The organism is Cyanobacterium sp. T60_A2020_053 (assembly GCA_015272165.1).
In the GTDB taxonomy this organism is placed as follows: domain Bacteria; phylum Cyanobacteriota; class Cyanobacteriia; order Cyanobacteriales; family Cyanobacteriaceae; genus Cyanobacterium.
On the sequence record JACYMF010000088.1, the window covers coordinates 1 to 13,504 of the forward strand.

Genomic DNA, 13,504 nt, shown 5'->3' on the forward strand with positions numbered 1-13,504 from the left:
CGATTTTTTTGTTGGTTCGTTTACATCCCCCGTTGATTTCAGTGGGTATTTTTTTTGTTGAGAAATTCAACGGGGGTCTTTCACTCACATTTCAAGATAACTTGTATGAGTTTTGCCGATACCAAATGGCCCATTTATCCAAATTATCATAATTTTTTCCAAATTAGTGTGAGTAATAAATCTTTGTTCACCATAATTGAATCGATTATCTTCTATCGTAACCGTGTCATAATCAAATATCCTTTGAGCGTCTATAAAATCTATCCTATGTTTTGCAATATTTATTGAATGTTTATTCTCATCCCAGTGAACGATGATCGATCACTGTTGAAAAGATGAAGCTACAGGAATTGTCTCCCCATGTTTAAGATAACTTTCCTTCACTCCTTGCCACGCAATTTCTAATTCATGGATGGCAATATAGGGAGTATCACCAAAAGCAGAAACATTGGGCATTTCTACAAAATAAGCCACCCAATCGCCCTCCTCATCTTGAAAAAGGGTAATGGTAAAACGATCAAAATCATTTTTTTTTGCTTGTGACATCTTACTTTTCCTCCGATTCTAAATTGAGAAACTGTTTTACTTGATAGGCTTTTGCTTTGCCATTTTTAGCTGGTTGAATAGATAAACGTGCTTTTTTGGTAGAATACCAAATGCGATGACTTCCTGTTTGATGATCAAAGATCCAATCATATAGGCTTAATAAGGTTTCAAATTCATCAAAACTTAACCCTTTAGGATTATTTTTGGCTTTGTCTAATAATTTTTGTTTTCTACTCATAAATAATATCAGGTTCGCTTAAACAGTTACAATTAAATGTTTGCCAAAAACTTTAAATACAAACTTTCTTTTATAAGTGATTATCCGAACTTGATATAATACTAAATTTTTCAGGTCAGCAAAGCGCCCACCACCATCAATTAAGCACTAAAATACTTCGCCACGGGATGATAACAGACGGGTTAATTATTTTTAATATATTCCTTTAATACCTTATTAATTTCAGTTTGATGATCAACTTCATTTTGTTTATACCAATTCACAATTTCAGCATCAAGAAAAAGAGTTAAAGACTGTTTTTTAGAGAATTTTAAACCACGCCTAACGACAGCATTTTTCGCCATTTCTGGGGTAATTTCAGGGCAATCAGAAAAATCAATATCCTCATCAGTCATCGATTCTAGTTTTTTCCAATCAGTCATAGATTTCATTGAAGTAAATTTGTTGCTCATTTTTAGTTGCCTTTCGTGCTGATATAATTCTAATTTTATTACTTATCTCTGTGTAAACAACCACAATGGTTTTACCATTTAATAAGCCAATGGCAATAAATCTTTGTTCACCATAATTAAATCGATCGTCTTCTATTGTAACCGTATCATAATCAAATATTTTTTGAGCATCGATAAAATCTATACCATGTTTACTAATATTTGTTTGACGTTTATTTTCATCCCATTCAAATTTCATCTTCAATTATATTTATTTTTGATGTAGGGTGGGCATTGCCCACCAAAATTCTACGCACTAAAATACTTCGCTAGAGGATGATAACAGAGGCATTAATGATTTTTAATATATTCTCTCAATAAATGATTAATTTCTGTTTGATGATCAACCTCATTTTGTTTGTACCAATTGACAATTTCATCATCAAGACAAAGGGTTAAGGATTGTTTTTTTGATCTTTTTTTAAGACGATCGAAATAAGGATTTTTAACTCCTTGAGAAAAATCATAATTATCTCTCATAATTAATACCTTCTATATTGTTTTTGTTCTAATTTATTGGCTTTTCTAGCAGAAATAATACGAATAATTGTGTCATTTTCACGATAGCAGTGACAGACTATTAAAAGACGGGAATAATCACTAACTCCTAACAAAATAAACCTATCTTCTTGTTGTGAATGATCAGGATCATAAATGACGATCGCACTCTCATCATAAAAAGCTGATTTAGCTTCCTCAAAAGAAACTCCATGTTTTTTGATATTAGTTTGAGCTTTCATCTCATCCCAAGTAAATTCTAACTCATCCATTTTTGTTATCAATAAGTAACTTTACTATAAATTATTGTAGGGTGGGCAATGCCCACCAAAAACGAATCTAAGCACTAAAATATTTAGCTACAGGATGATAACAGACGATCGCACTATCTTTCGTGATCTTTAAGGGTAAAAGAGCAGTTATATAATTTATCTTGAGCGCCATTAAAATAAGGAGGATCGACAAATATTAAATTGATCGATTCATCTTCGATATATTCATTTAATACTGTGATAGCATCTCCTAAAATAATTTTTGTTTTTTCATTTTGAAATGTGGATGTTAAATTCATAATAAATTAACTTTTTTGCTAAAAATTTATTCTGACTTCTTTATCATTAGCAATATCATCTATGGCTTGATTTAAAATATTTTTTAATTGCTTTGCTGTTTTATCTAATTCGTAAATTCCTGCTTCATTATTATAAAAATTATCTTTTTCCAAAAAATTCTCTAAATTAAAATTTTCAGTATCATAATCAATTAAAGAATTATGATAAAGTTTGGTGATTTCTTTTTGTTTTTCTACAGGAAAATTAGGAAATGGTATTATATCCCAATATTTCTGAGCTAAACTACCTCCATTTCCACCAACAGCATATAAATCAATTAGACCTTTATTTCTTAAATAATCTAAAAAGCATTTTATAAATATTCCTTTATTAATATCATGTACTTTTTGTTGAATAGTTATTCCATGAATATTCGTAATAGTCCTCTCTTTTTCTTCAATAATGACGATCGAACGTCCTTTTTCAAATCCTTCAGCACCAAATATTAAATCGCCTTTTTGTAAAGTTTTTAACGAGTTAGGATTTCCTAAATATTCTATTTTTTCTACCGTACCATACTTTGATAAAAATTTTGGCAACATTAATGTATAAAAATTGAAATATTTTTGTGATGAATAGATACTTTCACCAATATTAGAAATCTGTAAATTTTGTCCTCTGGAAAGGGTAAAACCTAAGCTATAAATATTTTGAAAACCATGTTGATAATTTTCAATATTAAAAACTACCGATTTAAAATATTCTCCATATAATTTAGTATCTAATCTACCAACTTTTTGTAATTTTTCAATCGTGAGTAATTCAAACTCAAATATATTAGATTTTTGATTTTCCATTAATTCTTTTTCTATAAATTTTAAAATAGTTTCATGCCTTTTTTTTATCAATTTCTCTTTATTGATAATAGCTTGAACTAATATTTCTATAAATAAAATAGTATTTTCTACATTAGTGTTAGGCAAAGGAATTTTACAATCTAAAAATATTGTTTTAGCATGACGAATTGTTACACCTTTTGGCACTATAAAATCTAATTGTTCTTTAAATATTTTATGTTTTAAAAAAGCAAATAAATAAAACTTATGTTCTTTGATGGGAAGTCTGTAGATAGCACTCGAAATCATAAAGTTTGGATAATCCTCATCTAAAATGACAGTTTCTCCGATATTACTATCTTTAGAAATTAGTAAATCTCCTGCTTTTAAATTCATATTTACAAATACGTTAGGCATTATTGGCAATGCTGTTTCATTATTTATATCAGGAACAAAAGAATTTGCCTGTAAAGCCTTTGTTCTTATGAAATAATGAGTTGATTGACTAATATAATTTAACGAACCAATTTCAAAGCCTAAATCTTTTCTTTGTAATTCTCTACATAAAAAATCTTTAACAAATAAACAGTTTTGATTGGGAATTACTAACTGCATATATTGAGAACAAGATAAGGTATAGTTTTTTTTGACTATATCTTCAAATGATATTGATTCTGGAATTTTTATATAAGTATTATTCATAGTTTATTTTGTTTGTGTAAAAATATCTTGTAAGGTTTTTTCTTGAGTTATACACCATTTCTTAAAATAAGTGATTGTCAAGCTGAAATCTTCATCTAATAAGGCTCTACCATCTTTATCAATTTCTATTTCAAAATTGTCATAATTGACTCTATAAATAGGAGAAAAAAACTTAACTCTCTTACTGGTTTTAACTTCATACCCTACTTTTTCAATACTCTTAAAAAATATTTGGTAGTTTTGTTGTTTAAGTTTGGTTAATTCTTTTTCTGAAGGTTTATAAGCAACAATGACAGTCGTATTTACACCAGTTTCAGCAAAAACATTCGCAGGTAAATCGAAAATAGCAACGATACGCATTTTTTTCATTAACCATTCACGAGCAATTTTATGACTATCAATACTAGCAATAGAATTAGAAAGCACGATTCCTAATCTGCCATTTTCCTTAAGAATACGATAGGCATTTTCCAGAAAAATTACTCCCAAATCAATTTTTCCTTTACCACCATATAAATTCCAGAGTTCATAACATTGGATCATTTCTAAATCTTTATCATCTTTTGGAGTAAAAGCTCGATCGTCTCCAAAAGGAGGATTTGTTAAAACAACATCAAATTTCTTCAGACAATTATCATCTGGTCTTTGTTCCCAATTTCCTTCTTGATTCATGCTAGGAACTAAATCTAATAAATCACCTTTTTGGTCAAATTTAGTAAGTAATGAACCGTAACCTGCTTTTGCTTTGATTTTAGCGTTTCCATCACCGTTTAACAGCATATTAAGAGTAGCTAACATCACCATTTGATCATCAATATCCATTCCAAAAATATTGTTATCATCCAATTTACTATTGGAATTTACATAAGCTACTGACAAAAAATCAGCAATACCAACAGTGGGATCAATAACAGTTTCCCCGTTACGAGGATTAACAATGTTAACAAGAAAATCAATTAAAGGTAAAGGAGTTACAAACTGAGCATTTTGATCTTTTGAAAAAGGAGTTGCAAACTTGTAAAAAACCAATTGATAAAGATCTGTTTTGTGAGAACGAACAAAAGAATAATCTTGAAATTGAGAAACAACTTCGATTAAAACTTTAATATGATTTTCATTTTTAATATTAAGAGGATTTTCTTGTAAAATTCTATAGTATTCTCCTTTGGCATCATCTCTTAAATTAGTTATTCTTTTAATAAATTCTTGTAATTTTTTATCTGCTAAAGAATTAAAATTTTTTTCTTCATCTGTAATATAAAAATCTAAAAAATGGTTGGGATTTTTTTCATTTCGTTTTTCATCATAAATTTTTAAAGAAAGAATTTGAATCAAAATTTCAAAACCTTTTTGATTCACCATACCAACTTTATCCATTGTTCGTAATATGGTTGACATAGTGTTATTGATTTGAATAGAATGTACTCCTGAAATAGTATCTAAATCAATAATTCCTCTTTGAGAACGATCAATTGTTGTTGGTTGTGTCCATTCTAAAACCTCAGCAAAATTAGGAAGATTTATATAAGGATCAGGTAAATGTAACGCTAAATCTTTTGTACCACTTTTTTCCCCTTTACTATTAAATTCCTCACTATACCTTAAAAATTTACTATTATGTTTTCTAAAAAGATATAATCTTTCGGTATCGTATAAAATACCTAAACAAAAATCTCTCTCACTTTCCTTCAAATAGGCTTTTAGCTGTTTATCCCAAACTTCCGCAATATTTTTATTATCTTCTTTTTTAAATTCAATGGTTACAATTAAATGTTTTCTCAACCATTCTAAGCTATCTTTATCGCCCTTCACATGATAATCTTCGTATTTTTCAAACCAAGTCACATCATCAAAAATAGCTGCATCGATTTTTAATGGAGCAGAATTTTTATTCCCTTTTGGAAATTGAATTTCAGTTCCTATAAAATCTTTATTATACAAACCAGAATGAACAAGAGAAAATAAAAATTGCCATTTATAATACTCCTCATTTTTATCTCCATTTTTTTTACGAAAATTCGTTTCCTTGTGATAAGTTAGATGTATAGGTAAGAAACACTTAAAAAGTGTTACGTTACCATATTTTTGATCAAATTCTAGTTTTTTTTCTGTAAAATTCATAGTTATTTTTTATATTAAAGAAGTGGAAAAAGTGAGCAAAAAGCCCACCACCGTCAACCTAAGTGCTAAAATATTTAGCCACAGGATGATAACAAATCAGCGCACTTGTGGACTGTTCGGGGTATATTTGTTCTGATTCATCCATAAACATCCCAATGCGTTTCGTATCCAATAAATCCAACTGCACATATTGATCTAACATATTGGGACAAGCTGGATAACCAAAACTATACCGTGAGCCTTGATAGTGTTGCTTAAACATATCTCTGATATTATCAGGTTCTAAATCTCCAAAACCCAACTCACGGCGAATCCTTCCATGACACCATTCGGCGAGCGCCTCTGCCGTTTGCACTGCCATGCCGTGATAATACAAATAATTGGTATAGTCATCACTAGCAAAGAGTTTTTGGGCGTATTCCGTGGCAATTTCTCCCACTGTTACCGCTTGGAGAGGGAAAACATCGATTATGCCTGACTCTTTAGAGGCGAAAAAGTCGGCAATACATAACCTTTTACCAGACTTTTGGCGCGGAAATTCAAATTTGGCAATTTCTTCTTTTGCTTCGGGATTTTCTGGGTTGTAAATATATAAAGTATTACCTTCCGATTGGCAGGGAAAATAACCATAAATTACGGTAGGATGTAATAAATTTTCTGCTTTAACTTTCGTTTTCCATTGCTCTAAAACAGGATAAACTTTTTCTTGCAAAAATTGATCATATTCTTCCCTTGGTTGCCCTTGTGGTTTACGGAATTGCCATTGCCCTGCAAACAATGCTTGTAAGTCTAAATACCAAAAAATTTCATCTAAATCAAATTGATCTGCATTGATAATTTTTGTTCCCCAAAATGGCGGAGTTGGACGAGCAATATTAGGGTCAACTGCTTCACTTCTTTTGGTATCAATTACTGTAATTTCTGGTTGAGACTTATCCTGTTTTTCTTCTTTTTGAACTTCTCCCGATTCATCAAAATTACGTCCTTTAAATAACTGATTTTCTTCGCTAAATTCTCCTAAAAATCCCTCTAAATTATCCCACTGATGACTATTTTTAGAAGGCATTAATTTATCCATAAAATGCAAATCAGCAAAGGCATCTTTACCATAAACTACTTTCCCTTTATAGGTTTTTTGACAGTCTTCATAAACAAATTTGGGCGTTAAAGCAGCGCCCCCCAAAATAACCGGCACCGTTATGCCTTCTTCATTAAAAGTCTGTAAATTATCTTTCATAAAGGCAGTGGATTTCACTAACAAACCACTCATGGCAATACAATCAGCGTTACATTCTCGGTAGGCTTTAATAATGTTTTCTACGGGTTGTTTAATACCAATATTAACCACTTTATAGCCATTATTAGACAGAATAATATCTACTAAATTTTTACCAATATCGTGAACATCTCCTTTCACCGTAGCGATTAAAAATGTGCCTTTGCCATTACTATTTGTATCTGCTTTATCCATGAATGGTTCAAGAAAAGCAACTGCTGATTTCATAGTTTGAGCAGATTGCAATACAAAGGGTAATTGCATTTGCCCATTGCCAAATAATTCTCCCACAACTTTCATGCCGTCTAGTAAATAAACGTTGATAATATCTAAAGGAGGATATTTTTGTAAAGCCAAATTTAAAGCATCTTCTAAGCCGATTCTTTCCCCTTCGATAATATGTTGTTTCAGTCTTTCTTCAATGGGTAAATCTGCGACATTTTTCTTATTACTTTTGGTGGTTTTACCTTCAAATAAAGTGGTTAATTTTCCTAAAGGATCATAGGTGCAAATATCCCCATCAAATTCTCTTTTATCGTAAATTAAATCAGTACAAATTTTTATGGCTTCTTCATCAATTTTTGCCAATGGTAAAATTTTACTAGCGGAAACGATAGCGCCATCCATCCCAACCTGCATCGCTTCATGGAGAAACACCGAGTTTAACACTTGGCGCGCGGCGGGATTTAAACCAAAGGAAATGTTAGAAACCCCCAACATAAAATGACAGTAGGGCAATTCTTCCCTAATTCTTTTAATAGATTCGATGGTGGCTTTGCCGTTTTCCCTGTCTTCTTCGATACCTGTGGAAATGGGTAAGGCGAGGGTATCAAAAAAGATTTCGGGCGCTGGAATACCAAATTTAATGGCATCTTTGTAGGCGCGTAAAGCAATTTCGACTTTTTTATCGGCGGTGCGCGCCATGCCTTCTTCATCGATTGTACCAATTACTACCCCAGCGCCGTATTGTTTCGCTAATTCCAATACTTTGAAAAATCTTTCTTCCCCGTCTTCGTAGTTGGTGGAGTTGAGGATACATTTACCCCCAGCGACTTTTAACCCGGCTTCCATTTTTTGCCATTCGGTGGAGTCTAACATCAAGGGTAAGGTAGTGTTATTGACTAAACGGGAAGCCAATTCGTGCATATCTTTTTCGCCGTCGCGCCCGACATAATCCACGTTAACATCGAGAATGTGGGCGCCCTCCTTCACTTGCTCTTTTGCTAAGGAGATTAAACCATCCCAGTCTTCAGCATTCAGCAGATCACGGCATTTTTTCGAGCCACTGGCATTTAATCTTTCTCCAACAATTAGGAATGAATTATCTTGTTGATAGGGTTGGGTGGTGTAAATAGAAGCGGCGCAAGGTTCATAATGATATTGTCTTTCTTTTGGTTGTAATGTACTAGCAATTTCTGCAAGAGCTTTGATGTGATCGTAACGGGTTCCACAACACCCGCCGATAATTTGTACTCCTAAGTCTTCGATAAAGTGCATTAATGCCATGCGCAATTCAATGGGTGTTAGGCGGTAGTGCGCTTGTCCACCTACGTTTTCGGGTAGTCCTGCGTTGGGAATACAGGAAACTACAAAGGGGGAGTTTTCGCTCAAATATTTGATGTGGGGTTTCATCAAATCTGGTCCAGTGGCGCAGTTTAAGCCCATAATATCGATAGGGTAGCGCTCTAGGATGGCAAGGGCAGCGTTAATTTCTGTGCCCACTAACATTGTTCCCATGGTCTCCATGGTAATTGATACCATAAGGGGAAGTCGATCTCCTTTTTCGGTGAATACTTCTTCAATGGCGTTTAAAACGGCTTTGATTTGCAAAACGTCTTGACAGGTTTCTACTAAGAGTAAGTCAACGCCACCATCGTATAAGCCTTGTATTTGGGTGATGTAGGCGTTTTTTAGGCTATCATAATCAATATGTCCTAATGTTGGTAATTTTGTACCCGGTCCTATACTTCCTGCGACAAAACGGGGTTTTTCGGGAGTAGAATATTCGTCTGCTAATCTTTTCGCCAGTTGGGCGGCGGTTTTGTTGAGGTAATAGGATTGCTCGGCGAGGTCATATTCTGCTAAAACTAGGGGAGTGCCTCCAAAAGTGTCGGTTTCGATAACATCTGCCCCTGCTTCTAAAAAGCCTCTGTGTACTGTTTCTACGGCTTCTGGTTTTGTATGTACTAAATATTCGTTACATCCTTCGTATTCTGCACCGCCAAAGTCGTCTGCGGTTAAATTCTGTACTTGCAAGTTTGTACCCATAGCACCATCAAATACTAGCACGGGGCGGAGGGCGCTGTGGAGTCTTTCTAAAAATCGGCTTTTCATAGATAATTGAGATTATGAGAAGTTCTATAAGTTATGTATATTAACTACTTTAGCTTATTTGAGAGCGATGATAGGTTAAAATGACTATTTGTTATCCCTTTAATTTTTAAATACTTTGACAAAAAATTGAAATATAATTTCGACTGGAATCCCGATAAAGAAAAACAAAATATACGCAAACACGGTATGAATTTTCGTAAAGCCTCCAGTATTTTTCAAGATTCTTCCCAATTATCAATTTATGATGAAGAACATAGCGATTATGAAGATCGATGGATTACCATAGGATTAGATGATAGTGGTGTTTTACGAGTCGTAGTTCATACTTTTGAACAGGTGGACAAGTTAAACTGTAATATTCGGATTATTTCAGCTCGAAAAGCAACAAATCACGAAAGAAAACAATATCAAAATAGGATTTTATGAAACAAGAATATGATTTTTCTAATGCAGAACAAGGTAAATTTTATCACTCTAATAGTAAGTTTAATTTACCCATTTATTTAGATTCTGATGTGGAAGAATTTATCACTAATTTAGCTGATAAAAAAAATCTGGATATTTCTGTGTTAGTCAATGAATGGTTAAGAAATAATATCAGCTTTGTCAAAACCATTGATATTTGAAAGTTTATAAATGTCTTTGATCAACAACATTTATTTTACTACTAGTTTTTTACTTAAAACTTCACAGAACTTAACATGAATTATAAAATAAATAATTTGCTAATTTCTCAGGAGGAGTTATCTTATTCATCTGGAATACAAACAGAAGATATTTACTTAATCATAAAAAGATTATCTCCCCTCAAAGTAATAATATCCAATAAAACTGTAAAAAATTTTGAAAAAAAATATTAATCATAAAAGTTATTTTTCCATTATTCTGGATAGCTTTGTTGTTTATTTTTGTTCCGATATTATTGCAAGAATATTCTCATCCACTTGTTTGGCTAATAGGCTGCATTTTTTTATTATTATTATTTCCAGTTAGTACTGTTTATATTTATGGTAGTAAAAGTCTTTTGGATAATTTAAAAATTACAATAAAAACAATATCTAAATATCAACACTTTTATAAACTCTATATTCAAGTACAAAATTTTAATACTTTAGTTGACACCATTAATGCTATCAATATATCTGAGGATTCAGGAGGTTCTAACAAATTACAAGATAAAGATAAAGTTTATTCAATCTTAAAAACTCTCAGGGCAGATTTAATCCTAGCCTTAAATATTGAAAGGAACTTTAGTAATAATCCGCATTTCAGTTTCAATGAGTTTGAAATAAACAACCTTGAAACATCTTTATTTAATATACAAGAAGAATGTAATAAGTATGGAAAAACATTGAGTCAAGCCATACAAATATCTATCAATGTTGCTGAGGAAATGCAAAAATTAAATAGCTACAAGTAATAATTAAAAGTAAGTTATGATCAAAGTAAATATTTAAGGAAGGATAAATTTATGCTCCCAATTAATTTTTGTCCTGTCAGTAAATACTAGCACGGGGCAGAGGGCGCCCTCCACCGTTTTTTATATACTAAAAAATTATGACTCAAACTCTTTTCTTGGTATCTGAGATTGACGAATAATAGATTGAAGTGTGCCTATTTTAATGGTGTCATGATTGGGTATTGGTACGGTAATAGTACCATTTTCTATCATTTTCTGCATAATAATATGACTGCCTTTCTGACGTATTTGCTGAAATTCATGTTTTGCTAAAATTTGACAAACTTCCTTCCTTGAAAGTATCCGCAATTTACCCAACAGCAACCTCCAAACTGGTTATATACACTTCATTATGTCGTCTTTTTTCTATTTCTTGAGCCGATGCAGTTTCAAAGAATAATTCCAGCGCTTCTTTTAGATTATTTCTGGCTTCTTCAATAGTATCACCTTGACTAGCAATATCCAATTCAGGGCAAAGGGAGACATATCCATCCCCCTCTTTTTCGATAATTGCTGTTAGTTGTTGATATTTTATTGTCATTTCAGTAATCGGATATTTTTATTAAATACTAGCACGGGGCGGAGGGCGCCCTCCACCGTTTTTGATAGTTAGCGTTAATTAATGGTTGCCATAGCTGATAAAAGATTTCTCATTTACAATTAGATTGGGGTTACATAGTAGATGAAAAATGAACGCAACTCAAATTCGTGGTAAATTAAAAGAATATATAGATAAATTATCTCCAGAAAAATTAACAATAGTAGCGGATTTTTTCCAAAATTTAGATAGTCAAGAAGCTGTTGATGCCACTGAAGAATTAATAAATATTCCCGACTTTAAATCTACTTTTGAAAAGGCAAATCAAGAAATAAAAGAGGGTAAAGTTAAAAATTGGTGTCATATTAGGAATGATGTATAAGGTTCAATTATCTTTCACTGCTGAAAAGTTTTATGTAAATTAAATGAGTCTTAGCTTAGAATGAATTGCCCCAATGTTTGGCAGTCGATTTATAATCTTAGACATCAAAATTGGTTCTGGTTTTTGGGGAAGCTATTGAAATAACTATATCCATTATCCATTGTTATGAAGTAAATCCAGCGCCCTCCGGTATTGCAAATCATCATCGGTGGCAATCTGAAAAAAGGTGAGGGGCGCTGAAGGGGATACCACAACATCAGGAGTAATACCCAATTTATTAATATCTTTGTGGTTAGGAGTTTCATATTTAGCCACTGTTACCGCCAATCCAGCGCCGTCAGGGAGTTTAAACAGAGATTGAATTAAACCCTTACCGTAGGTTTTTTCTCCTACCAATAAAGCGCGCCCATTATCTTGCAAAGCGCCCGCCAAAATTTCACTAGCGCTAGCTGTGCCACCATTAACTAAAACAACCAAAGGCTTATCTGTTAAAGGCTGTCCGAAGGCATCGTAACTACCCATTGTGCCTTGACGATTGACAGTATATACAATGGTACTAGGTTTTAACCACAACCGAGCGATTTCTACCCCTGCTTGTAGTAATCCTCCCGGATTGTTACGCAAATCTAAAATATAACCCTTTACCCCGTCTCTTTCCATCAAGGCGATACTATGCGCAATATCTTGGGTAGCATTACCGCTAAATTGATTTAAACGGAGATAACCTACCAAAAAATTAGGGTCTGTGTTATCTAATTTAGCAATTACTGAACTTAATGACAAACGATCTCTTTTTAAACGATATTCTTTAATCTTTTGCTCATTTTGGGGCTTAATTATTAATAATACTTCTGTACCAATTTCTCCTCGAATTAAATTAGCGGCTTCATCTAAACTTAAACCATCGGTTTGAATGCCATCGATACTGACTACCTCATCACGGGGGGCAATTCCGGCGGTTTCGGCGGGGGAATTGGGTAGAGGGGTGACGACTTGGATATGTTTAGTTTCAGGATTGATACTAATTTGTAAACCTACCCCTGATAATTCCCCAGATGTGGTAATTTGTAGATCATGATAGCGATCTGGTGGTAATAAACGGGTATAAGGATCATCTAAAGTTGCTAACATTTCCCTGATAGCTGTGTAGGTTTCTTCTCGATTGTGTAATGGTTGCCGTAAAAATTTTTGTCTTAAATTCCACCAATTTTGACCATTAAAAGTGCTATCTACATAAGATTCATTAACTAAGCGCCAACATTGCAAAATTAATTTTTCTTCTTCGCTAAAGGCATAAGCGCCCTCCACCCCTAGCCATCCCCACGATAGGATATAGATAATTAAAATTAGGCTGGTAATAATTTTTTTCATAATTATGATTCAATAGTCTTTGATTGAACGAGCAAAAATTTATCGGTGTTGACTTTTTTAGCATATCGCAATTATTGACTCTCTTACTTTGAGTATGATAAATTGTTGGTTGAGATAGGGAAAAGGGAAGAGGGAAGAAAGGGAGGCAGAGGAGGAAAAGG

At 32.8% G+C, this 13,504-nt stretch carries 18 protein-coding genes; 4 read left to right on the plus strand and 14 right to left on the minus strand.

What is annotated here, in order from left to right; genetic code table 11:
* Positions 1-84: 84 nt before the first annotated feature.
* From IGQ45_12130 to metH, 11 genes are all read right to left on the minus strand, one after another.
* The gene (locus IGQ45_12130; protein MBF2057933.1) at positions 85-318 is read right to left on the minus strand and encodes a BrnT family toxin; all 234 of its coding nucleotides are present in this window, start codon (positions 316-318) and stop codon (positions 85-87) included.
* Between the two features lie 3 nt (positions 319-321).
* Positions 322-546, minus strand: a complete 225-nt coding sequence (locus IGQ45_12135; protein ID MBF2057934.1) for a type II toxin-antitoxin system HicB family antitoxin — start codon at positions 544-546, stop codon at positions 322-324.
* 1 nt (position 547) lies between these two features.
* The gene (locus IGQ45_12140) at positions 548-784 is read right to left on the minus strand and encodes a type II toxin-antitoxin system HicA family toxin (protein ID MBF2057935.1); all 237 of its coding nucleotides are present in this window, start codon (positions 782-784) and stop codon (positions 548-550) included.
* A 182-nt stretch (positions 785-966) separates the two neighbouring features.
* Positions 967-1,236 (minus strand): BrnA antitoxin family protein, encoded by a 270-nt coding sequence (locus IGQ45_12145; GenBank protein ID MBF2057936.1) that lies wholly within the window; start codon positions 1,234-1,236, stop codon positions 967-969.
* Complete coding sequence (locus IGQ45_12150) at positions 1,199-1,474, minus strand: BrnT family toxin (GenBank protein MBF2057937.1); 276 nt, start codon at positions 1,472-1,474, stop codon at positions 1,199-1,201. Before IGQ45_12150 ends, IGQ45_12145 begins: the two co-directional genes overlap by 38 nt.
* A 92-nt stretch (positions 1,475-1,566) precedes the next feature.
* The gene (locus IGQ45_12155; protein MBF2057938.1) at positions 1,567-1,755 is read right to left on the minus strand and encodes a BrnA antitoxin family protein; all 189 of its coding nucleotides are present in this window, start codon (positions 1,753-1,755) and stop codon (positions 1,567-1,569) included.
* 2 nt (positions 1,756-1,757) lie between these two features.
* Positions 1,758-2,045 (minus strand): BrnT family toxin, encoded by a 288-nt coding sequence (locus IGQ45_12160; GenBank protein ID MBF2057939.1) that lies wholly within the window; start codon positions 2,043-2,045, stop codon positions 1,758-1,760.
* Positions 2,046-2,158: 113 nt separating this feature from the next.
* Positions 2,159-2,344, minus strand: a complete 186-nt coding sequence (locus tag IGQ45_12165) for a hypothetical protein (protein ID MBF2057940.1) — start codon at positions 2,342-2,344, stop codon at positions 2,159-2,161.
* Positions 2,345-2,362: 18 nt separating this feature from the next.
* Complete coding sequence (locus tag IGQ45_12170; GenBank protein ID MBF2057941.1) at positions 2,363-3,862, minus strand: hypothetical protein; 1,500 nt, start codon at positions 3,860-3,862, stop codon at positions 2,363-2,365.
* Positions 3,863-3,865: 3 nt separating this feature from the next.
* Complete coding sequence (locus IGQ45_12175) at positions 3,866-5,983, minus strand: N-6 DNA methylase (GenBank protein ID MBF2057942.1); 2,118 nt, start codon at positions 5,981-5,983, stop codon at positions 3,866-3,868.
* A gap of 58 nt (positions 5,984-6,041) precedes the next feature.
* Positions 6,042-9,593, minus strand: a complete 3,552-nt coding sequence (gene metH / locus IGQ45_12180; GenBank protein MBF2057943.1) for a methionine synthase — start codon at positions 9,591-9,593, stop codon at positions 6,042-6,044.
* Between the two features lie 126 nt (positions 9,594-9,719).
* Here metH and IGQ45_12185 point away from each other — a divergent pair, with 126 nt between their 5' ends.
* The 3 genes from IGQ45_12185 to IGQ45_12195 all read left to right on the plus strand — a co-directional run bounded on the left by IGQ45_12185 (position 9,720) and on the right by IGQ45_12195 (position 11,013).
* Positions 9,720-10,019, plus strand: a complete 300-nt coding sequence (locus IGQ45_12185; protein MBF2057944.1) for a BrnT family toxin — start codon at positions 9,720-9,722, stop codon at positions 10,017-10,019.
* Positions 10,016-10,219: a hypothetical protein gene (locus tag IGQ45_12190; protein ID MBF2057945.1), complete on the plus strand. Its 204-nt coding sequence runs from the start codon at positions 10,016-10,018 to the stop codon at positions 10,217-10,219. The genes IGQ45_12185 and IGQ45_12190 overlap by 4 nt, the downstream gene beginning before the upstream one ends.
* Positions 10,220-10,617: 398 nt before the next feature.
* Positions 10,618-11,013, plus strand: a complete 396-nt coding sequence (locus IGQ45_12195) for a hypothetical protein (protein ID MBF2057946.1) — start codon at positions 10,618-10,620, stop codon at positions 11,011-11,013.
* A 135-nt stretch (positions 11,014-11,148) separates the two neighbouring features.
* On the opposite strand, the gene IGQ45_12200 is transcribed toward IGQ45_12195, so the two are convergent.
* The gene (locus IGQ45_12200) at positions 11,149-11,370 is read right to left on the minus strand and encodes a type II toxin-antitoxin system HicA family toxin (GenBank protein MBF2057947.1); all 222 of its coding nucleotides are present in this window, start codon (positions 11,368-11,370) and stop codon (positions 11,149-11,151) included.
* Positions 11,363-11,593: a type II toxin-antitoxin system HicB family antitoxin gene (locus IGQ45_12205; GenBank protein ID MBF2057948.1), complete on the minus strand. Its 231-nt coding sequence runs from the start codon at positions 11,591-11,593 to the stop codon at positions 11,363-11,365. The genes IGQ45_12200 and IGQ45_12205 overlap by 8 nt, the downstream gene beginning before the upstream one ends.
* Before the next feature lie 148 nt (positions 11,594-11,741).
* On the opposite strand from IGQ45_12205, the gene IGQ45_12210 reads away from it, so the two are divergent.
* The gene (locus tag IGQ45_12210) at positions 11,742-11,972 is read left to right on the plus strand and encodes a hypothetical protein (GenBank protein ID MBF2057949.1); all 231 of its coding nucleotides are present in this window, start codon (positions 11,742-11,744) and stop codon (positions 11,970-11,972) included.
* A gap of 153 nt (positions 11,973-12,125) precedes the next feature.
* Here IGQ45_12210 and IGQ45_12215 read toward each other — a convergent pair whose 3' ends face one another.
* Positions 12,126-13,343, minus strand: coding sequence for a PDZ domain-containing protein (locus tag IGQ45_12215; protein ID MBF2057950.1), 1,218 nt, complete (start codon positions 13,341-13,343; stop codon positions 12,126-12,128).
* Positions 13,344-13,504: the final 161 nt, after the last annotated feature.